This window comes from Cupriavidus sp. FW305-46 (genome assembly GCF_058787075.1).
The window spans coordinates 1-19,537 of sequence record NZ_JBYSZI010000087.1; the positions used below are offsets into that span (position 1 = coordinate 1).

At 67.8% G+C, this 19,537-nt stretch carries 19 protein-coding genes and 1 pseudogene; 7 read left to right on the forward strand and 13 right to left on the reverse strand.

Annotated elements, in window-relative coordinates; translation table 11 throughout:
* Positions 1-173 (forward strand): annotated as a pseudogene (locus tag AC3WON_RS28580) (4-hydroxybenzoate octaprenyltransferase); the annotation flags it as partial.
* A gap of 113 nt (positions 174-286) precedes the next feature.
* On the opposite strand, the gene proC reads toward AC3WON_RS28580, so the two are convergent.
* Positions 287-1,123 carry a pyrroline-5-carboxylate reductase gene (gene proC / locus AC3WON_RS28585; RefSeq protein WP_492353247.1) on the reverse strand — a complete coding sequence of 279 codons (837 nt, stop codon included), beginning with the start codon at positions 1,121-1,123 and terminating at the stop codon, positions 287-289.
* A 45-nt stretch (positions 1,124-1,168) separates the two neighbouring features.
* Complete coding sequence (locus AC3WON_RS28590; protein WP_492353248.1) at positions 1,169-1,864, reverse strand: YggS family pyridoxal phosphate-dependent enzyme; 696 nt, start codon at positions 1,862-1,864, stop codon at positions 1,169-1,171.
* 63 nt (positions 1,865-1,927) lie between these two features.
* On the opposite strand from AC3WON_RS28590, the gene AC3WON_RS28595 reads away from it, so the two are divergent.
* The 3 genes from AC3WON_RS28595 (at position 1,928) to AC3WON_RS28605 (ending at position 4,704) form a co-directional block, all read left to right on the forward strand.
* Positions 1,928-2,971, forward strand: a complete 1,044-nt coding sequence (locus tag AC3WON_RS28595; protein ID WP_010815050.1) for a type IV pilus twitching motility protein PilT — start codon at positions 1,928-1,930, stop codon at positions 2,969-2,971.
* 26 nt (positions 2,972-2,997) lie between these two features.
* Positions 2,998-4,137, forward strand: coding sequence for a PilT/PilU family type 4a pilus ATPase (locus AC3WON_RS28600; protein WP_010815049.1), 1,140 nt, complete (start codon positions 2,998-3,000; stop codon positions 4,135-4,137).
* 72 nt (positions 4,138-4,209) lie between these two features.
* Positions 4,210-4,704 (forward strand): glutathione peroxidase, encoded by a 495-nt coding sequence (locus AC3WON_RS28605; protein ID WP_010815048.1) that lies wholly within the window; start codon positions 4,210-4,212, stop codon positions 4,702-4,704.
* A 6-nt stretch (positions 4,705-4,710) separates the two neighbouring features.
* On the opposite strand, the gene AC3WON_RS28610 is transcribed toward AC3WON_RS28605, so the two are convergent.
* The 11 genes from AC3WON_RS28610 to AC3WON_RS28660 all read right to left on the reverse strand — a co-directional run bounded on the left by AC3WON_RS28610 (position 4,711) and on the right by AC3WON_RS28660 (position 15,066).
* Entirely contained in the window at positions 4,711-5,400 is a 690-nt protein-coding gene (locus AC3WON_RS28610) for a helix-turn-helix transcriptional regulator (protein WP_010815047.1), read from the reverse strand.
* A gap of 22 nt (positions 5,401-5,422) precedes the next feature.
* Positions 5,423-5,794 (reverse strand): VOC family protein, encoded by a 372-nt coding sequence (locus tag AC3WON_RS28615; protein WP_492319623.1) that lies wholly within the window; start codon positions 5,792-5,794, stop codon positions 5,423-5,425.
* An 85-nt stretch (positions 5,795-5,879) separates the two neighbouring features.
* Positions 5,880-6,605, reverse strand: coding sequence for an LrgB family protein (locus tag AC3WON_RS28620; protein ID WP_492319624.1), 726 nt, complete (start codon positions 6,603-6,605; stop codon positions 5,880-5,882).
* Positions 6,602-6,988 carry a CidA/LrgA family protein gene (locus tag AC3WON_RS28625; RefSeq protein ID WP_492319625.1) on the reverse strand — a complete coding sequence of 129 codons (387 nt, stop codon included), beginning with the start codon at positions 6,986-6,988 and terminating at the stop codon, positions 6,602-6,604. The genes AC3WON_RS28620 and AC3WON_RS28625 overlap by 4 nt, the downstream gene beginning before the upstream one ends.
* Positions 6,989-7,067: 79 nt before the next feature.
* Positions 7,068-8,321, reverse strand: a complete 1,254-nt coding sequence (gene glcF, locus AC3WON_RS28630; RefSeq protein ID WP_492319626.1) for a glycolate oxidase subunit GlcF — start codon at positions 8,319-8,321, stop codon at positions 7,068-7,070.
* Between the two features lie 42 nt (positions 8,322-8,363).
* Positions 8,364-9,467, reverse strand: a complete 1,104-nt coding sequence (gene glcE / locus AC3WON_RS28635; RefSeq protein ID WP_492353249.1) for a glycolate oxidase subunit GlcE — start codon at positions 9,465-9,467, stop codon at positions 8,364-8,366.
* 27 nt (positions 9,468-9,494) lie between these two features.
* Complete coding sequence (locus tag AC3WON_RS28640; protein ID WP_492353250.1) at positions 9,495-10,412, reverse strand: ion transporter; 918 nt, start codon at positions 10,410-10,412, stop codon at positions 9,495-9,497.
* Between the two features lie 8 nt (positions 10,413-10,420).
* Complete coding sequence (locus AC3WON_RS28645; protein ID WP_492353251.1) at positions 10,421-11,935, reverse strand: FAD-linked oxidase C-terminal domain-containing protein; 1,515 nt, start codon at positions 11,933-11,935, stop codon at positions 10,421-10,423.
* A gap of 252 nt (positions 11,936-12,187) precedes the next feature.
* Entirely contained in the window at positions 12,188-12,718 is a 531-nt protein-coding gene (locus tag AC3WON_RS28650) for a GNAT family N-acetyltransferase (RefSeq protein WP_492319629.1), read from the reverse strand.
* Positions 12,719-12,730: 12 nt separating this feature from the next.
* A complete protein-coding gene (locus tag AC3WON_RS28655; RefSeq protein ID WP_114133744.1) occupies positions 12,731-13,621 on the reverse strand; it encodes a LysR substrate-binding domain-containing protein in 891 nt (296 codons plus the stop codon).
* Between the two features lie 14 nt (positions 13,622-13,635).
* Positions 13,636-15,066 (reverse strand): FAD-binding oxidoreductase, encoded by a 1,431-nt coding sequence (locus AC3WON_RS28660; RefSeq protein WP_492353252.1) that lies wholly within the window; start codon positions 15,064-15,066, stop codon positions 13,636-13,638.
* A 317-nt stretch (positions 15,067-15,383) separates the two neighbouring features.
* On the opposite strand from AC3WON_RS28660, the gene AC3WON_RS28665 reads away from it, so the two are divergent.
* From AC3WON_RS28665 to dnaJ, 3 genes are all read left to right on the forward strand, one after another.
* Positions 15,384-15,950 carry a cob(I)yrinic acid a,c-diamide adenosyltransferase gene (locus AC3WON_RS28665; protein ID WP_492353253.1) on the forward strand — a complete coding sequence of 189 codons (567 nt, stop codon included), beginning with the start codon at positions 15,384-15,386 and terminating at the stop codon, positions 15,948-15,950.
* Positions 15,951-16,139: 189 nt separating this feature from the next.
* Positions 16,140-18,092: a molecular chaperone DnaK gene (gene dnaK / locus AC3WON_RS28670; protein WP_010815035.1), complete on the forward strand. Its 1,953-nt coding sequence runs from the start codon at positions 16,140-16,142 to the stop codon at positions 18,090-18,092.
* 171 nt (positions 18,093-18,263) lie between these two features.
* Positions 18,264-19,409 (forward strand): molecular chaperone DnaJ, encoded by a 1,146-nt coding sequence (gene dnaJ, locus AC3WON_RS28675; RefSeq protein WP_492353254.1) that lies wholly within the window; start codon positions 18,264-18,266, stop codon positions 19,407-19,409.
* Positions 19,410-19,537: the final 128 nt, after the last annotated feature.

Sequence of the window (19,537 nt, forward strand, 5' to 3'; positions counted from 1 at the left end):
GGCTGGGGTGGCCTTACTGGGTGGGGCTGGCGGCGGCTGCCGGTTGCGCCGGGTATCACTACACGCTGATTCGCGATCGGGACCGGATGCGGTGTTTCGCGGCGTTCCGGCATAACAACTGGCTGGGGGCCTGTGTGTTTGCGGGGACGGCGGTGGCTTATGCGATTCGCTGATTTACGCGATTGCTAACGGTCCGCTGCCGGTTTGCCCCCCTCTCCCGCTTGCGGGAGGGGAGCGTTCACAAAGGGCGGCGGCCAGGTCAGAGCGCCTGTGGTCTGCCCGCCCCTCAATCCTTCCCGAACTCCGCCCCCATCTCCTTGCCCCGCGCCGCGGCAGCATGCATCGCGCGCACGAAGGCATCACCAATGCCCGAAGCTTCCATCGCCGTCAGCGCCGCGTAGGTCGTGCCGCCCTTGGACGTCACGCGCTCACGCAGCGTCGACACCGGCTCGGAAGACTGCCCGGCCAGGGTAGCAGCGCCACGGAAGGTCTCGACCGCCAGTTCGCGGCCTTGCTCCGCCGTCAGGCCCAGCTCGGTGGCGGCGCGTTCCATCGCCTCGATAAAGTAGAAGACATAGGCCGGTCCACTGCCGGAAATGGCGGTGACCGCATCGATCTGGTTATCCCCATCCACCCACACGCACTTGCCGACGGCCTCGGCCACCGCGCTGGCGATCGCGCGGTCTTCGGCCGACAGCCCGGCCGGCGCGGCCAGCCCGGTCATGCCCATGCCCGCCAGCGCCGGCGTATTCGGCATCGCCCGCACCAGCCGTGTGCGCCCGTCCAGCCAGCGCTCCATGTCCTGCAGCCGGATGCCGGCGGCCACGCTGATCACCAGGTTGCCCTTGCCGCTGGCCGGCAGGATTGGGAGCAGCTGCGCCGCGGCGTCGCGGAACTGCTGCGGCTTGACCGCCAGCACCAGCACGTCGCTGGCGCCGAAGGCGGCGTCCGGCGCGCCGGCGGCGTGCACGCCGAGGTCGCGCGCCAGGCGTTGCTGGGCCTCGGGGAAGGGGTCGACCACGCGGATCGAGCCGGCCGGCACGCCGCGGGCGATCAGGCCGCCGATCAGTGCGGTGGCCATGTTGCCGCCGCCGAGAAAGCCAAAGGTAAGGGTATCGAGCATGGGGATCCGTTGGGGGCTTGGAGGGAATGGACTGGGCGCGCCGGGCTACGGGTACTGGCGCGCTCCGAAAATGGCGGTGCCGATCCGCACCAGCGTGGCGCCCTCGGCGATGGCGGCTTCCATGTCGCCCGACATGCCCATCGACAGCGTGTCGAGGTCCAGGCCGTCGGCGCGCAGCGCCTGCAGCATGGCGCGCATGGCCGCGAATGGGCGGCGCTGCGCGGCGGGTTCGTCCTCGGGCTCCGGGATGGCCATCAGCCCGCGCAGGCGCAGGCCGGGCAGCGCGGCGACGGCATGTGCCAGTGCGGGTACCTCTGCCGGGGCGACGCCGCTCTTGCTGGCTTCGCCGCTGATATTGACCTGGATGCAGACCTGCAGCGCCGCCATGCCGGCCGGGCGCTGGGCCGACAGCCGCTCGGCGATCCTGAGCCGGTCGACGGCGTGCACCCAGTCGAAATGCTCCGCCACCAGGCGGGTCTTGTTGCTCTGCAGCGGGCCGATGAAATGCCATTGCAGGCGGTGGCGCAGGTCGGCCAGCGCGGCGATCTTGTCGACGCCTTCCTGGACGTAGTTTTCGCCGAAAGCGACCTGTCCGGCGGCGTATGCGGCCCTTATGCGGTCGGGGGGAACGGTCTTGGAAACCGCCAGCAGGGCGATGTCCGCGGGCTGTCTGCCGGCTTGTTGTGCGGCCGCCGCGATGCGCTGGTGAACGGCTTGCAAGTTGGCGGCAATTACAGACATAATCCGGCGAACATACAAAAGAAAGTACGCAAAGTACTGATAACTAGGGTGGGGTCATTATAGATGGACATCGCGCAGCTATTGGCTTTCGCTGTCAAGAACAAGGCGTCTGATCTTCATCTCTCCGCGGACATGCCGCCGATGGTGCGGATCCACGGCGACATGCGCCGGATCAACATCGCCTCGATGACGCACAAGGATGTCCACGCCATGGTGTACGACATCATGAGCGATACCCAGCGCAAGGCCTACGAAGAACGCCTCGAAATCGATTTCTCGTTCGAGATCGCCGGCCTGTCCCGCTTCCGGGTCAATGCCTATAACACCCAGCGCGGCGCCGCCGCGGTGTTCCGTACCATTCCCTCCAAGGTGCTCACGCTCGAAGAGCTGCGCGCGCCCGCGGTGTTTGCCGACCTGTGCATGAAGCCGCGCGGGCTGGTGCTGGTGACGGGCCCGACCGGCTCGGGCAAGTCCACCACGCTGGCGGCGATGGTCGACCATCGCAACGAAAGCGACATGGGCCACATCCTCACGGTGGAGGACCCGATCGAATTCGTGCACAGCTCCAAGAAGAGCCTGATCAACCAGCGCGAGCTGGGGCCGCACACGCATTCGTTTGCCAACGCGTTGCGCTCGGCACTGCGTGAAGACCCGGACGTGATCCTGGTGGGTGAGCTGCGCGACCTGGAAACCATCCGCCTGGCGCTGACCGCGGCCGAGACCGGCCACCTGGTCTTCGGCACGCTGCACACCAGCTCAGCAGCCAAGACCATCGACCGCGTGGTCGATGTGTTCCCGCCCGAAGAGAAGGACATGGTGCGCACCATGCTGTCGGAATCGCTGGAGGCGGTGATCTCGCAGACGCTGCTGAAGACGCGCGACGGCAATGGCCGCACCGCCGCGCACGAGATCATGATCGCCACGCCCGCGATCCGCCACCTGATCCGCGAGAACAAGATCGCGCAGATGTACTCGATGATGCAGACCAGCAGCGGGCTGGGCATGCAGACGCTGGACCAGTGCCTGTCTGACCTGATCAAGCGCAGCGTCATCAGCTACAACGACGCGCGCGCCATCGCCAAGAACCCCGACGCGTTCATGGGCTGAGGCCCGCTCCCCAGCAGGACACCGCTATGCTCGATCGCGAATCCGCCGCCAAGTACATCAACGACCTGCTGGAGCTGATGGTCAGCAACCGCGGCTCGGACCTGTTCATCACCTCTGACTTCCCGCCGGCGATCAAGGTCGACGGCAAGATCAAGCCGGTGTCGCAGCAGCCGCTGAACCCGACCCAGGCGCTGGGCCTGGTGCGCTCGGTGATGAACGAGCGCCAGGTGCAGGACTTCGACACCAGCCGCGAATGCAATTTCGCGATCACCGCGCCCAAGGCCGGGCGCTTCCGCGTGTCGGCCTTTATCCAGCAGGGCAAGGCCGGCATGGTGGTGCGCACCATCAATACGCGCATTCCCTCGGTGGCCGACCTGGACCTGCCGGCGACGCTGCATGAGGTGGTGATGGCCAAGCGCGGGCTGGTGATCGTGACCGGCGCCACCGGCTCGGGCAAGTCGACCACGCTGGCGGCAATGCTGGATCACCGCAACGCGCATTCGTACGGCCATATCATCACCATCGAGGATCCGATCGAGTACGTGCATGCGCACCAGAACTGCATCGTCACGCAGCGCGAGGTCGGCATCGATACCGAGTCCTGGCACGTGGCGCTGAAAAACACGCTGCGCCAGGCGCCCGACGTGATCCTGATCGGCGAAATCCGCGACCGCGAGACCATGGAGTACGCGATGCAGTACGCCGAGACCGGCCACCTGTGCCTGGCCACGCTGCACGCCAACAATGCCAACCAGGCGATCGACCGCGTGGTCAACTTCTTCCCCGAGGAAAAACGCCAGCAGCTGCTGATCGACCTGTCGCTGAACCTGAAGGCGATGATCTCGCAGCGCCTGCTGCCGCGCGCCGGCAAAAAGGGGCGGGTGCCGGCGGTGGAGATCATGATCGGCACGCCGCTGGTGGCCGACCTGATCTTCAAGGGCGAGATCCACGAGCTCAAGGAAGTCATCAAGAAGTCGCGTGAGCAGGGCATGGTCTCGTTCGACCAGGCGCTGTTCGACCTGTACGAGGAAGGCAAGATCACCTACGAGGACGCGCTGCGCAACGCCGACTCGCTTAACGACCTGCGCCTGATGATCAAGCTGCACAGCGCGAGCGCCAAGGACACCGACCTGGGTGCCGGCACCGAGCATCTCAATGTCATCTGATTCGTGCACGGCGATGCGCATGGCGTTATGCTTGGGCCACGCAAGGGCCAGTTCCGGCCCCAGGAGTCTGCCATGAGCAATGTCTACCAGTTCGAAGCCAACTCGCTGGCCGGCCAGCCGGTACCGCTGTCGCAGTTCCAGGGCAAGGTGATGCTGGTCGTCAACACCGCCAGCGAATGCGGGTTCACGCCGCAGTACGAGGGCCTGCAGAAGCTCTACGACGAATACCACGAGCGCGGCCTGGAGGTGCTGGGCTTCCCGTGCAACCAGTTCGGCAAGCAGGAGCCGGGCGATGCGCAGCAGATCGGCCAGTTCTGCGAAACGCGCTTTGCGGTGCGCTTCCCGATGTTCGCCAAGATCGACGTGAACGGTGCCGACGCCCATCCGCTGTACCAGTGGCTGACCACGGAAAAGCGCGGCGTGCTCGGTACCCAGGGCATCAAATGGAATTTCACCAAGTTCCTGCTGCGCCGCGACGGCACGGTGTTCAAGCGCTATGCGCCGACCACCAAGCCCGACGAGCTGCGCGCCGATATCGAGATGCTGCTGTCCGACCCGGCCGCCTGAACAGTACTAGGTGCCGCTGGCGCGCACCGCGCGCAGGAAACCGTTGAGCGAGCGGTCGGGCGTTTCGTGGAAATGGTCGTCCAGCATGCGGATGGCGCGGCAGCGGTCCAGCCGGAAGCTGCGATAGTCCGAGCGCGTGGTGCACCACGTCGCCAGCAGCCAGGCATTGCCCCAGAAGAACAGGCCCAGCGGCATCACCACGCGTTCGGTGATGCGCTGCTGCACGTCGCAATAGTCGAGCAGCAGCAATTTCTGTTCGCCCAGCGCGCCGTGCACCACGTCGAAGGCCTCGCGCACATGCGCCTGGTTGACGTATTCCGGCGCGAACACGCGGCTTTGCTGCGCCGCCAGCCGGCGCGGCGGCGGCAGCGCGGCCATCAGTTTTTCCAGCGCGGGATCGGCCGCGGCGGCCAGCGCGCCGCCGCCCCAGGCTTTCAGGAGGCGCAGGCCGGCGACCAGCGCTTCGACTTCCATGGCGGTGAACATCAGCGGCGGGACATCGAAGTCGGCGCGCAGCCGGTAGCCGATGCCGGCCTCGCCCTCGACCGGCACGCCTGACAGCGACAGCGCCTGGATATCACGGTAGACGGTGCGTTCCGACACCCCGAGCCGCTGCGCCAGCAGCGCCGCCGTGGTCAGGCGGCGGCCGCGCAGCACCTGCACGATCTGGAACAGGCGGTCGGCGCGGCGGCTCATCGGGGGCGGCTTGCCATCGGGGTCAACCGGCCACGGGCTCGTGCAGCCCGATGCGGTTGCCTTCGCTGTCGGTGATATGGGCGATGCGGCCGATCTCGCCCGGCAGGCGCAGCGGCCCGAACACGGTCTTGCCGCCGGCGCGCGCGGCGCGCTCCAGCAGCACATCCAGTTCCGGCGCATGCAGGTACGGCACCGCGCCGTAGTAGTTGCTGGGGCGATAGCCCTCGCCGGCGACCAGCGCGCCGCCCGGGTCGGGGTGGGGGAACACCGCCATGTCGACCTGGCTCATGGTCTCGCGGCGCAACTGGATATTGAACACCTGCTCGTAGAAGCCGACCGCGCGGCTCATGTCGACGACGGGGATTTCCAGCCAGTTGATCAGACGGTTGCTCATGACAGACTCCTTGGTTCCAGGTGAAGGGGAGTGGGGAGTTCGCATCATGCGCGGGGGCTGCTGACAGCGTGCTGTCAGGAGCGTGTCAGTGTGGCATCCACGCCGCCATCACCGGCACCATGATCGCCGTCAGCACGCCGTTCAGGCCCATGCCCAGCGCGGCAAAGGCGCCGGCTTCCTGGTTGACCTGGAAGGCGCGCGCGGTGCCGATGCCGTGGGCCGCCACGCCGGTGGCGAAGCCGCGCACGCTGTAGTCGCGGATGCGCAGCAGGTTCAGCACGCTGGTGGCGCTGACCGCGCCGATGATGCCGGTTGCCATCACCAGCACCGCCGTCAGCGAGGGCAGCCCGCCGATCTTCTCGGCCACGCCCATGGCGATCGGGATCGTCACCGACTTGGGCGCGAGCGAGCGCACGGTCTCGGGCGATGCGCCCAGCAGCCAGGCAATTCCCACCGCCGACACCACCGCCACCACCGAGCCCGCCACCAGTCCTGCCAGCAGCGGGAACACATGGGTGCGCAGCTTGGGCAGCTGCAGGTACAGCGGCACCGCCAGTGCCACCGTGGCCGGCCCCAGCAGGAAGTGCACGAACTGCGCGCCGTCGAAGTAGGTCTTGTAGGGCGTGCCGGTGACGGTCAGCACCGTGACCAGCAGCGCCACCGCGATCATCACCGGGTTGGCCAGCGGCGAGAAGCGCGAACGCTCATAGATGCGGAAGGCAAAGACGTAGGCCAGCAGCGTGGCGGTCAGCCCGACCAGCGGGCTCGCGGCCAGGTAGACCCAGATCTCGTTGAGGCGGGGCGTGATCATGCCTGCTCTCCTTTCGCATCGGCGGGAGGCGTGTCCGGCGTATCGGAGCGCTTGCGCATCAGCATGCGCGTGACCACGGCGGTGGTGGCGATGGCCAGCCAGGTGGACACTACCAGCGCCACCAGGATCGGCATCCATTCGCCCTCGATGCGGTTGGCATGGACCATGATGCCTACGCCGGCCGGCACGAACAGCAGCGACAGGTGCTTGAGCAGCTCAGTGGTGGTGCCCTGGATGATGGGCAGCAGGCGGTCGTCGAAGACGAGCCAGCCGAACAGCAGGATCATGCCCAGCACGGGGCCGGGCACCGGCAGGGTCAGGGCGTAGCTGATCACCTCACCGATGGACTGGAAAACCAACAGGATTGCAAAGGTCTGGAGCATGGGGGCGTGGCGTTTGGTCGCAGGTGCGCGGCGCGCGTCCGGAAGGGATGCGCGCTGCCGCCCATGCTGCCCGCCAGCGCTAGCCGAGCATCTTGTCGACCAGTTCGATCCAGTGCATCACCGGGGTGCCGGTGCCGCCCTGCAGGTGCGAGATGCAGCCGATATTGGCCGAGACGATGGCTTCGGGCTGCGTGGCCTGCAGTTTGGCGAGCTTGTCGTCTCGCAGGCGGTAGGCCAGTTCCGGCTGCAACACCGAATAAGTGCCCGCCGAGCCGCAGCACAGGTGGCTGTCAGCGCAGAGTTTGACTTCGACGCCGAGGCCGGTCAAGAGCGCTTCGACTTTGCCGCGGATCTGCTGGCCGTGCTGCAGCGTGCAGGGCGGGTGGTAAGCCACGCGCCGGTTGTCGCGCGGGACCGCGCCGGCCAGGGTGTGCAGCTCGTCGGCAAAGTCCGGCAAGACTTCGGACAGGTCGCGCGTCAGTGCCGAGACGCGGCGGGCGCGCTCGGCGTACTTCGGATCGTTGCGCAGCAGGTGGCCGTAGTCCTTGACCATCGCGCCGCAGCCCGAGGCGGTCATCACGATGGCCTCGGCGCCGTCCTCGATATGCGGCCACCAGGCATCGATATTGCGGCGCATATTGTCGAGGCCGCCGTCGTGGTCGCCGGTGTGGAAGCGGATCGCGCCGCAGCAGCCGGCTTCGCGCGCCACCAGCAGTTGTACGCCGACACGGTCGAACACACGCGCAGTTGCGGCATTGATGTTGGGCGACATTGCCGGCTGCACGCAGCCGTCGAGCAACAACATCTTGCGTGCATGCGCATTGCGCGGCCACGTGCCGGGCGCGGTGGTGCTGGACAGCGCCGGCACCTTGTTGCGCAGCGTGCCCGGCAGCAGCGGGCGCACCATCTGGCCCAGGCGCAGCGCCGTGCCGAACAGCGCCGGGCGCGTCAGCCCCTCGCGCAGCACCCAGCGCGCGATGCGCTCGCGGGCGGGGCGCTGCACGCCTTCGGCCTCGAGCTTGTCGTCGACCAGCTTGCGGCCGATATCGACCAGGCGGCCGTAGCGCACGCCCGACGGGCAGGTCGATTCGCAGTTGCGGCAGGTCAGGCAGCGGTCCAGGTGCAGGCGCGTGCTTTCGGTGATGGCATGGCCTTCCAGCACCTGCTTCATCAGGTAGATGCGCCCGCGCGGGCCGTCCAGCTCATCGCCGAGCAACTGGTAGGTGGGGCAGGTGGCGGTGCAGAAGCCGCAATGCACGCAGTTGCCGACGATGGATTTGGCTTCCTCGCCTTCGGGCGTGTTGCGAAGAAAATCGGCCAGGTTCGTTTGCATGGTGTGGGGAGGTTGTGCCGGGGGATGCCTGGACGTGCCGGATCAGAGCCCGGGGTACATGCGCTGCGGGTTGAAGATGCCGGCCGGGTCGAAAGTCTCTTTCAGGCGGCGGTGGATCGCGGCCAGCGGCGAGGCCAGCGGCGTGAACACGCCCACTGACTTGTCGCCGTTGCGGAACAGCGTGGCATGGCCGCCGGCGGCCTGCGCCACGGCGCGCACGCTTTCGGCATCGGTCTTGTCAGTGCCGTCCTCGGGCAGCCACCAGCGCTGGCCGCCGCCCCATTCGATCAGCTGTGGGCCGGGCAGCTCCAGCGGCGCGGCGATGGTGGGCACCGCCAGGCGCCACAGCGCGCGGCCCGCCTGGGCGGGGGCGAAGAACGGGTGGGTCTGCTCGCGCAGCGATTGCCACAGCGCCGCGGCTTCCGCAGCGTCCACGCGCTCGCCGCCCAGCCTGGCGCAGGCGGCGCGCACGGCGGCGGTGGCGCCGGCCAGGCGCACGTGAAGCACGCCCGCGTGCCAGGCCGAAGACGCCAGCGGCAGCGGCTGGCCGCCCCAACGGTTCAGGTGCTCGATGGCATCGGCCTGCGCCAGCTCGAAGCGCAGGGTGGCCTCGTCGAACGGTGCCGGCAGCACCTTGACCGACACCTGCAGGATCAGCCCGAGCGTGCCGAGCGAGCCCGCCAGCAGCCGCGACACGTCATAGCCCGCCACGTTCTTCATCACCTGGCCGCCGAAGTCCATCACCTCGCCGCGGCCGTCCATCAGCTGCGCGCCCAGCATGAAGTCGCGCAGCGCGCCCACCGACTGCCGGCGCGGGCCCGACAATCCCGCGGCCACGGCGCCGCCCAGCGTCGCGGTGCTGGGCTGGCCCGGCAGTGCGAAATGGGGCGGCTCGAAGGCCAGCATCTGGCGCTTCTCGGCCAGCGCCGCCTCGATCTCGGCCAGCGGCGTGCCGCAGCGCGCGGTGATCACCAGTTCGGCCGGGTCGTAGTCGACGATGCCGGCATAGGCGCGCGTGTCCAGCAGCTGGCCCGCGGCGGGCTGGCCGTAGAAGTCCTTGCTGCCGCCGCCGCGCAGCCGCAGCGCGGTGCGGGTCTCGGTGGCTTGCCTGACGGCGTCGCGGATGGCGTCGAGGGTGGCTTGCATATGCGTCGTGGGGTAGGGAAGGCCGGCTCAGGAGCCGGCAGGCCCGCCGGGCACTTCCGGCCGGTCGTTCTGGTATTCGGGCAGCTGGCTGCCGCAATGCTTGCAGTAGCCGGCGTCGGGTTCGTGGCCCTCGGTCAGGCAATGGGTGCAGGTGCGCGTGGTGAGCGGCCGCTTCAGGATGCTGGCGGCCAGCTCGGCGCCGACGATGCCGGTGGGGAAGGCGATGATGCCGTAGCCCAGCAGGATGGTCAGCGAGGTGATGAACTGCCCCAGCGGGGTCTTGGGCACCATGTCGCCGAAGCCCGTGGTGGTCAGCGTCACCACCGCCCAGTACATGCTGACCGGGATGCTGGTGAAGCCGTGCTGCGGGCCTTCCACCACGTACATCACCGTGCCCAGGATCACCGTGATGATGAACACCGTGCCCAGGAACACGAAGATCTTGCGGCGGCTGTTGACCAGCGCGCGGTACAGGATCTCGGCTTCCTCGAAGTACACGGTCAGCTTCAGGATCCGGAACACGCGCAGCAGCCGCAGCAGGCGCACGTCGATCAGGAAATGCAGCTCGGGCAGGAAGAAGGCCAGCCAGGTCGGCATGATCGAGACGAAGTCGATGATGCCGTAGAAGCTGAACACATAGCGCCACGGCCGGCGCACCACCAGGATGCGCATCACGTACTCGGCCGTGAAGAACAGCGTGAACATCCATTCCAGCACGGTGAACGCCAGCCCCAGGCGGTTGTTCACCGCGGGCAGGCTGTCGAGCATCACCACCATCACGCTGGCGACGATGGCCAGCAGCAACGCGACATCGAAGAGCCGGCCCTCGCGGGTATCGGCCTCGAAGATGATGGTGTACCAGCGCTGGCGCCAGCCGGTCTCGGGCTGGCCCAGGCGCTCGCGGACGAACGCTTCCTGCTGCTGGCGTCGGCGTGGATTGGACATGGCGTGGCTCAGAAGCGTGGCAGTTCCGGGTGCGGCAGCAGGCCCCGCTTCACATGCATCTTGCCGTACTCCGCGCAGCGCGCCAGCGTGGGGATGGCCTTGTCCGGGTTGAGCAGCCGCGCCGGGTCGAAGGCGGCCTTGACGCCGAAGAAGGCGTCGCGCTCGGCGGGCGAGAACTGCACGCACATCGAGTTGAGCTTCTCCACGCCCACGCCGTGCTCGCCGGTGACGGTGCCGCCCAGTTCCACGCAGGTTTCCAGGATGTCGGCGCCGAACAGCTCGGCGCGGTGCCATTGGTCCTGGTCCGCGCCATCGAACAGCACCAGCGGGTGCATGTTGCCGTCGCCGGCATGGAACACGTTGATGCAGCGCAGGCCGTACTTTTGCTCCATGGCTTCGATGCGCCTGAGCAGCGTGCCGATGTGCTTGCGCGGGATGGTGCCGTCCATGCAGTAGTAGTCCGGCGAGATCCGGCCGGCGGCGGGGAAGGCGTTCTTGCGGCCGCTCCAGAAGCGCAGGCGCTCGGCTTCGTTCTGCGAGACCACGATGCGGGTGCAGCCCGATGCCGTCAGCACCGCGCTCATGCGTTCGATTTCCTCGGCCACTTCTTCCGGGGTGCCGTCGGATTCGCACAGCAGGATGGCGGCGGCATCCAGGTCATAGCCCGCATGCACGAACTGCTCGACCGCGGCGGTGGCGGGCTTGTCCATCATTTCCAGTCCGGCCGGGATGATGCCGGCGGCGATCACGTCCGCCACCGCATTGCCGCCTTTCTCGACATCGTCGAAGCAGGCCATGATCACCTGCGCCAGCTGCGGCTTGGGGATCAGGCGCACCGTGACCTCGGTGACCACGGCCAGCATGCCTTCGGAGCCGATCAGCACGGCCAGCAGGTCCAGGCCCGGCGAGTCGGGGGCCTCGGAGCCGAACACCACCACCTCGCCCTCCATCGTCACCGCGCGCACGCGCAGCACGTTGTGCACGGTGAGGCCGTACTTCAGGCAGTGCACGCCGCCGGAGTTCTCGCTGACGTTGCCGCCGATGGTGCAGGCGATCTGCGAGGACGGGTCCGGCGCGTAGTACAGGTTGTGGGGTGCGGCGGCGTCGGAGATTGCCAGGTTGCGCACGCCCGGCTGGACCACCGCGGTGCGCGAGTACGGATCGACCGACAGGATGCGCTTGAACTTGGCCAGCGACAGCACCAGGCCCTCGGCGATCGGCATGGCGCCGCCCGACAGGCTGGTGCCGGCGCCGCGCGGCACCACCGGCACGCCCAGCTTGTGGCACAGGCGCAGGATCGCGCAGACCTGTTCCTCGGTGTCGGGCAGGGCCACGGCCATCGGCACCTGGCGGTACGCGGCCAGGCCGTCGCATTCATAGGGGACGGTGTCTTCCTGCTTCCACAGCAGCGCGGCATCCGGCAGGATCTGCGCCAGGCCGGCCAGCAGCGCGCTGCGGCGGCCTTCGGCCGTGGCATGGGCGCCGTCGGGGGCGATGGTTTGGGCTTCGTGCGGGGCATTCATGAACGACTCCTGTGGGGCCTTCTGGATGGCGGCCGGTGCGCGGCCTGCCGGTCGCGGCAATGCAGGACCTGCCGCGGGGGACGGGTGACTATAGCGCAGGGCACCTGGCACGGGCACCACGGGACACGTGAATTCCGCATGGCAGGCCGATCAAAAATGCTCATCATGGCTGCGCGGGAAATCACTCCTGGCAGGCGGCGCAAGTCCAGCGTACACCGCAGCGCGGGTGCAGGGAAGGCGGTCCGGCCGGACTCAGCGTGCCGGCGGCTGCGGCAGGAAGCAGACCATGTCGAGCTTGTCGTGGAAGTGCGGCGCGACGTACAGCGCATCCGGCTCCAGCCCCGTGCGCACGAAGCCGAGCGACTCATACAGCCGCACCGCGCCCGCGCTGCCGGCATTGACGCACAGTGTCACCTGGCGCACGCCCGGCATGGCGGCGGCCTGTTCCATGGCCCGCTCCATCAACGCGCGGCCGAGCTTGCGGTCGCGCCAGCCCGGGGCCACGTACATGCCCCAGATAAAGGCCTTGTGCCGGTGCTTGGCGTTTTCCTCGCGCATCACCCCGACCACGCCGGCCAGCGCGCTGCCATCGCTGCCGTCGACAAAGGCGCCGAATACGGCCTTGCCCTCGGTCGCGGCCAGGCGCCCGGCGACGACTTCCAGCGGCCGGTCCTGTTCCTCTTCCAGGCTGGAAGCGAAGGCTTCCGGCGCTTCGGCCAGGCCGCGCAGCCGCAGCGCCTGGAAGGCGGCGGCATCGGCGGGGGTCAGCAAGCGGATTTCCATGAGGTCGGTCTCCTACCAGTCCAGGCTCAGCAGCCAGTCGACGAAATAGCGCGCCTCGGGCTTGAGCGGGGCCTGTTCGCGCTCGACGATGTAGTAGCCGTGCGGCGAGACCGATTCCACATCCAGCAGCCGCACCATCTGCCCCAGCGACAGCCAGTGCCGTGCCATGCGCTGGCGCACCAGCGCCACGCCCTGGTTGGACGCGATCGCCTCCAGCATCAGGCCGATGTCATTGAACTGCGGCCCGGTTTGCGGCTCGGCCCAGTCCAGCCCGGCAGTCTCGAACCACGGCTTCCACGGCTCCAGCGGACTGCGCAGCAGCACCAGGCCGTGCAGGTGCTCGGGCTTGGTGATGGCGCGGCCGTTGACGCGCTCGTAGTACTCGCGCCCGCACGCCGGGAACACCGGCTCGACCAGCAGCCGGGTGGTCTTCAGGTCGGGGTAGCGGCCGGTGCCGTAGCGGATCTCGACATCGGTGTCCTCGGCCTTGACGTCCAGGAACGGGATCGCCAGGTGCAGCTCGAGGTCGATATGCGGATACAGCGCGCCGAACTCAGGCAGGCGCGGCACCAGGTGCTGGCGCCCGAAGGTGGGCGGGATCGCCACCCGCAGCCGGGTGCGCAGCTTGTTGTATTCGGGCCGCGCCAGCTCGTTGAGCGACTTGAGCGCGTCCTGCACGTTGCGCAGGTAGCGCGTGCCGGCGGCGGTCAGCCGCAGCGCCGCGTTGGCGCGCACGAACAGGTCTTCGCCCCACAGCTCCTCAAGATTCTTGATGCGGTGCGAGACCGCGCTGGGCGTGACCGACAGCTCTTCGGCCGCGCGCGCGAAGCTGCCCAGGCGCGCCGCTGCCTCGAACGCGATCAGCAGGTGCAGCGGCGGGACGCGGTTGAACATCGAGGCCATCTGCCCGGTACGCCTTACTGCGTGCCCGCGCGCGTGGCGCTGAAGATCTTGCCCGGGTTCAGGATGTGGTTGGGGTCCAGCGCGTCCTTGATCGCGCGCATCAGGTCGAGCGCGTCCTCGCCGTGTTCTTCCACCAGGAAGCGCTGCTTGTGCAGGCCCACGCCGTGCTCGCCGGTGCAGGTGCCGCCCATCGCCAGCGCGCGCTCGACGATGCGCTGGTTGATGGCCTCGGCCTCGGCCATCTCTTCGGGCTTGTCGGGGTCGACCAGGATCGCCACGTGGAAGTTGCCGTCGCCGACATGGCCGACGATGGGGCAGGGCAGCGCCGAGGCGTTCAGGTCCTTCTCGGTCTCGGTGACGCAGTCGGCCAGGCGCGAGATCGGCACGCACACGTCGGTGGTCACCGACTTGCAGCCCGGCTTGAGCTGCAGCATGGCGAAGTAGGCGGTATGGCGCGCGTTCCACAGCCGGCTGCGGTCTTCCGGGCGGGTGGCCCACTCGAAGCCCTGGCCGCCGTGCTCGGCGGTGATCTGCTGCACGGTCTCGGCCTGCTCGCGCACGCCGGCCTCGGTGCCGTGGAATTCGAAGAACAGGTGCGGGGTCTCGGGCAGGGTCAGGTTGTCGTGGCGGTTGATGGCGCGGATCGCCAGCGCATCGACGAACTCCACGCGCGCCACCGGCACGCCCAGCTGGATGGTCTGGATCACCGCCTGCACCGCGCTGCCCATGCTGGGGAAGGCGCACACCGCGGCGGAGATCGCTTCCGGCTGCGGGTAGAGCCGCACCGTCACCTCGGTGATGATGCCGAGCGTGCCTTCGCTGCCGATAAAGAGCCGGGTCAGGTCGTAGCCCGCCGACGACTTGCGCGCCTGCGTGCCGGTGCGGATCACGCGGCCGTCGGCGGTCACCACCGTCAGCGCCAGCACGTTCTCGCGCATGGTGCCGTAGCGCACCGCGTTGGTCCCGGAGGCGCGCGTGGCGCACATGCCGCCCAGCGAGGCGTCGGCGCCCGGGTCGATCGGGAAGAACAGGCCGGTGTCCTTGATTTCCTGGTTCAGCTGCTTGCGCGTGACGCCGGGCTGCACGGTCACGGTCAGGTCCTCGGGCTGCACCGCCAGCACGCGGTTCATCTGCGACAGGTCCAGGCTGATGCCGCCTGCCACCGCCAGCAGATGGCCTTCCAGCGACGAGCCGGCGCCATACGGGATCAGCGGCACGCCATGCTGGTTGCACAGGCGCGCCACCTCGGCCACTTCCTCGGTGCTGTGGGCGAAGACCACGGCGTCGGGCACGGCTGGCGGGAACGGGGATTCGTCGCGGCCGTGGTGTTCGCACACGCCTGCGGAGGTGGTGAAGCGGTCGCCGAAGCGCGCCGCCAGGGCTTCGCTGAAGGCGGGCGGCAGCGGACGGCGGGAGAGGGTGGCGGACGGCGTGGGGTGGTTCATGCGGGTCTCCGGCGGGTCGGCGCGACAGTGGTGCCGGCGGCGGCGCTGCGGAGCAAGCTCCGGTCTGGCCGGCAGGGGCGCGACCCGGTTATCGAATGGGCGACGAATGGGGGCTACCGGCATTCTACGCCGCGCGGCGGCTCATGCACCCTGGCGGGGCACTGCGGCGGCCGGTACTGGCCGATAGCCGCACAGCATGCGCCGGTACCCAAGCGCTTGGCGCGCCGAGGCGGTCCGGCGCGATAATGCGTCTTTCCCCCTGGCGCACCGCGTTGCAGGGTGGACCACAACTAGCACACGCTTACGAGGAGACCGGCATGGGCAACCGCCTGTCCAAGATTGCCACCCGCACCGGCGACGCCGGCACCACCGGCCTGGGCGACGGCAGCCGCACCGGCAAGGCCAGCCTGCGCATCGCCGCCATCGGCGACGTCGACGAGCTCAACTGCCACGTCGGCGTGCTGCTGACCGAGGCCCTGCCGGACGACGTGCGCGCCGCCCTGCTGCATATCCAGCACGACCTGTTCGACCTGGGTGGCGAGCTGTCCATCCCGGGCTACACCCTGCTCAAGCCTGAGCAGGTGGCGCAGCTCGACACCTGGCTCGCCGACTACAACGCCAACCTGCCGCGGCTGGCCGAATTCATCCTGCCCGGCGGCAGCCGCGCCGCGGCGCAGGCCCATGTCTGCCGCACCGTGTGCCGCCGTGCCGAGCGCGCGCTGGTGGCGCTGGGCGCGGCCGAGCCGCTGAACGACGCCCCGCGCCAGTACCTGAACCGGCTGTCGGACCTGATGTTCGTGCTGGCGCGGGTGCTGAACCGGGCCGGCGGCGGTTCCGACGTGTTGTGGCAGTGTGATCGCGACGCGCCGGGAGGTATGGAATAGGCCACTTTCGCCGACCGCGCCGCGCCGGCGGCTTAACCTGCGGCGGCGGATGCCGTTGTATGCGTGCAGAAACCGAGAAAATTACTCGGATTTGCCGGTTCTGCCCTTGAAAAGCCCCCGGACGGCCACATTTCGGCCTCAGGTTGAATTGCAGCCGCGCGGATAGCGCCGGCTCAAGAGGAGAGAATAATGGGTAAGATCATCGGTATCGACCTCGGTACCACCAATAGCTGTGTCGCGATCCTGGAAGGCAACACCCCCAAGGTCATCGAAAACTCGGAGGGTGCCCGCACCACCCCGTCGATCATCGCCTACATGGAAGACGGCGAGATCCTGGTCGGCGCGCCGGCCAAGCGCCAGGCCGTCACCAATCCGCGCAACACCCTGTACGCGGTCAAGCGCCTGATCGGCCGCAAGTTCGAAGAGAAGGAAGTCCAGAAGGACATCGGCCTGATGCCGTATTCCATCGTCAAGGCCGACAACGGCGACGCATGGGTGTCGGTGCGCGACCAGAAGCTGGCGCCGCCGCAGGTTTCCGCCGAAGTGCTGCGCAAGATGAAGAAGACGGCCGAGGACTACCTCGGCGAGCCGGTGACCGAAGCCGTGATCACCGTGCCGGCCTACTTCAACGACTCGCAGCGCCAGGCCACCAAGGATGCCGGCCGCATCGCCGGTCTGGACGTCAAGCGCATCATCAACGAGCCGACCGCGGCTGCGCTGGCGTTCGGCATGGACAAGAACGAGAAGGGCGACCGCAAGATCGCCGTGTATGACCTCGGCGGCGGCACCTTCGACATCTCGATCATCGAGATCGCGGACGTGGACGGCGAGAAGCAGTTCGAAGTGCTGTCGACCAACGGCGACACCTTCCTGGGCGGCGAAGACTTCGACCAGCGCATCATCGACTACATCATCAGCGAGTTCAAGAAGGACCAGGGCGTGGACCTGTCCAAGGACGTGCTCGCGCTGCAGCGCCTGAAGGAAGCCGCTGAAAAGGCCAAGATCGAACTGTCGAGCTCGCAGCAGACCGAGATCAACCTGCCGTACATCACGGCCGATGCCTCGGGTCCGAAGCACCTGAATCTGAAGATGACCCGCGCCAAGCTCGAATCCCTGGTGGAAGAGCTGATCACGCGCACCATCGAGCCGTGCCGCATCGCCATCAAGGACGCGGGCGTCAAGGTCAGCGACATCGACGACGTGATCCTGGTCGGCGGCATGACCCGCATGCCCAAGGTGCAGGAACAGGTCAAGGAGTTCTTCGGCAAGGAAGCGCGCAAGGACGTGAACCCGGATGAAGCCGTGGCCGTCGGTGCCGCGATCCAGGGCTCGGTGCTGTCGGGCGACCGTACCGACGTGCTGCTGCTGGACGTGACGCCGCTGTCGCTGGGGATCGAGACCCTGGGCGGCGTGATGACCAAGATGATCACCAAGAACACCACCATCCCGACCAAGCATGCGCAGGTGTTCTCGACCGCCGACGACAATCAGCCGGCGGTGACCATCAAGGTGTTCCAGGGGGAGCGTGAAATGGCCTCCGGCAACAAGCTGCTGGGCGAGTTCAACCTGGAAGGCATTCCGCCCGCAGCGCGCGGCACGCCGCAGATCGAAGTGTCGTTCGACATCGACGCCAACGGCATCCTGCACGTGGGCGCCAAGGACAAGGCGACCGGCAAGGAAAACCGGATCACCATCAAGGCGAACTCGGGCCTGTCGGAAGACGAGATCCAGCGCATGGTCAAGGACGCCGAGGCCAACGCCGAGGAAGACAAGAAGGCCCGCGAGCTGGCTGATGCCCGCAACCAGGCCGACGCGCTGATCCACTCGACCAAGAAGGCGCTCACCGAATACGGCGACAAGCTGGAAGCCGGCGAGAAGGAAAAGATCGAAGCCGCGATCAAGGAACTGGAAGACGCCGCTCGCGGCGGCGACAAGGCCGAGATCGATGCCAAGGTCAACGCGCTGTCCGAAGTCAGCCAGAAGCTGGGCGAGAAGGTCTACGCCGACATGCAGGCCAAGGCTGGCGAAGGCGCCACGGCCGGTGCCGCTGCCGGTGCCGGCGCGGCCGGTGGCCAGCAGGCGCAGCCGCAGGACGACAACGTTGTGGACGCCGAATTCAAGGAAGTCAACGACAAGAAGTAATCGGGACACGCGGGCGGCGGTGCAGGCACTGGCCGGCACCGCTCCCGCCCCGACGCCGGGCGCGGCCATCGGACCCAGCGGGAAACCGCCGTCGGATGCCTCGCTCGGCTTTTTTGCTATTCGCCGGTATCGCGCCGCATGTGCGTGCCGGCCAAAAGGGTTTGAGCCACCATGGCAAAACGTGACTATTACGAAGTGCTCGGGGTAGGCAAGAACGCGAGCGACGACGAGATCAAGAAGGCTTATCGCAAGCTCGCGATGAAGTACCACCCGGACCGCAATCCGGAAGGCAAGGACGGCAAGATCGCCGAGGAAAAATTCAAGGAGGTCAAAGAGGCCTACGAGATGCTTTCCGACCCGGAGAAGAAGGCGGCCTACGACCAGTATGGCCATGCCGGTGTCGACCCCAATATGGCGGGCGGCTTCGGCGGCGCGCAGGGCTACGGCGGTTTCGCCGAGGCCTTTGGCGACATCTTCGGCGACATCTTCGGCCAGCAGGCCGGCGGCCGTCGCGGCGGCGGTGGCCCGCAGGCCTATCGCGGCGCCGACCTGCGCTACAGCATGGAGATCTCGCTGGAGCAGGCCGCGCACGGCCACGAGGCGCAGATCCGCGTGCCGCACTGGGACGACTGCGACCACTGCCACGGCAACGGCGCGGAGCCGGGCTCGAGCGTGGAAACCTGCCCGACCTGCCACGGCGCCGGCCAGGTGCGCGTGTCGCAGGGCTTCTTCACTATGCAGCAGACCTGCCCGAAGTGCCACGGCAGCGGCAAGTACATCCCCAAGCCGTGCACCAAGTGCCACGGCCAGGGCAAGCTGAAGTCGCAGAAGACGCTGGAGGTGAAGATCCCGGCCGGCATCGACGAAGGCATGCGCATCCGCTCGTCCGGCAACGGCGAGCCGGGTATCAACGGCGGCCCCCCGGGCGACCTGTATGTGGAAGTCCACATCAAGGCGCACCCGATGTTCGAGCGCGACGGCGACGACCTGCACTGCCAGATGCCGATCTCCTTCGCCACCGCGGCGCTGGGCGGCGACCTGGAAGTGCCGACGCTGAGCGGCAAGGCCACCTTCCCGGTGCCTGAAGCCACCCAGTCCGGCAAGACCTTCCGCCTGCGTGGCAAGGGCATCAAGGGCGTGCGTTCCGGCTATCCGGGCGACCTCTATGTGCATGTGAACGTGGAGACGCCGGTCAAGCTGACCGAGGCGCAGAAGGACATGCTGCGCCAGTTCGACCGCTCGGTGCATGAGGGCGGCTCGCGCCACAGCCCGCAGGAGCAATCCTGGCTGGACAAGGTGAAGAGTTTCTTCAACTGACCGGGTTTGCAGTATCGGACCGGCCACGTGCGAGCGTGGCCGGTTTTGTTTTTGGCGCGCGATAATGCCAAGGTTGTCCCCACCGCTCCTTTCCTGACGATTTCCCCGTGGTAGCAAGCATCCAGCCC

Bases quoted from the DNA above. Each gene is read 5' to 3' on its own strand.
- proC (WP_492353247.1), bottom strand. From the start codon at position 1,123: ATGCTCGATACCCTTACCTTTGGCTTTCTCGGCGGCGGCAACATGGCC.
- AC3WON_RS28590 (WP_492353248.1), bottom strand. From the start codon at position 1,864: ATGTCTGTAATTGCCGCCAACTTGCAAGCCGTTCACCAGCGCATCGCG.
- AC3WON_RS28595 (WP_010815050.1), top strand. From the start codon at position 1,928: ATGGACATCGCGCAGCTATTGGCTTTCGCTGTCAAGAACAAGGCGTCT.
- AC3WON_RS28600 (WP_010815049.1), top strand. From the start codon at position 2,998: ATGCTCGATCGCGAATCCGCCGCCAAGTACATCAACGACCTGCTGGAG.
- AC3WON_RS28605 (WP_010815048.1), top strand. From the start codon at position 4,210: ATGAGCAATGTCTACCAGTTCGAAGCCAACTCGCTGGCCGGCCAGCCG.
- AC3WON_RS28610 (WP_010815047.1), bottom strand. From the start codon at position 5,400: ATGAGCCGCCGCGCCGACCGCCTGTTCCAGATCGTGCAGGTGCTGCGC.
- AC3WON_RS28615 (WP_492319623.1), bottom strand. From the start codon at position 5,794: ATGAGCAACCGTCTGATCAACTGGCTGGAAATCCCCGTCGTCGACATG.
- AC3WON_RS28620 (WP_492319624.1), bottom strand. From the start codon at position 6,605: ATGATCACGCCCCGCCTCAACGAGATCTGGGTCTACCTGGCCGCGAGC.
- AC3WON_RS28625 (WP_492319625.1), bottom strand. From the start codon at position 6,988: ATGCTCCAGACCTTTGCAATCCTGTTGGTTTTCCAGTCCATCGGTGAG.
- glcF (WP_492319626.1), bottom strand. From the start codon at position 8,321: ATGCAAACGAACCTGGCCGATTTTCTTCGCAACACGCCCGAAGGCGAG.
- glcE (WP_492353249.1), bottom strand. From the start codon at position 9,467: ATGCAAGCCACCCTCGACGCCATCCGCGACGCCGTCAGGCAAGCCACC.
- AC3WON_RS28640 (WP_492353250.1), bottom strand. From the start codon at position 10,412: ATGTCCAATCCACGCCGACGCCAGCAGCAGGAAGCGTTCGTCCGCGAG.
- AC3WON_RS28645 (WP_492353251.1), bottom strand. From the start codon at position 11,935: ATGAATGCCCCGCACGAAGCCCAAACCATCGCCCCCGACGGCGCCCAT.
- AC3WON_RS28650 (WP_492319629.1), bottom strand. From the start codon at position 12,718: ATGGAAATCCGCTTGCTGACCCCCGCCGATGCCGCCGCCTTCCAGGCG.
- AC3WON_RS28655 (WP_114133744.1), bottom strand. From the start codon at position 13,621: ATGGCCTCGATGTTCAACCGCGTCCCGCCGCTGCACCTGCTGATCGCG.
- AC3WON_RS28660 (WP_492353252.1), bottom strand. From the start codon at position 15,066: ATGAACCACCCCACGCCGTCCGCCACCCTCTCCCGCCGTCCGCTGCCG.
- AC3WON_RS28665 (WP_492353253.1), top strand. From the start codon at position 15,384: ATGGGCAACCGCCTGTCCAAGATTGCCACCCGCACCGGCGACGCCGGC.
- dnaK (WP_010815035.1), top strand. From the start codon at position 16,140: ATGGGTAAGATCATCGGTATCGACCTCGGTACCACCAATAGCTGTGTC.
- dnaJ (WP_492353254.1), top strand. From the start codon at position 18,264: ATGGCAAAACGTGACTATTACGAAGTGCTCGGGGTAGGCAAGAACGCG.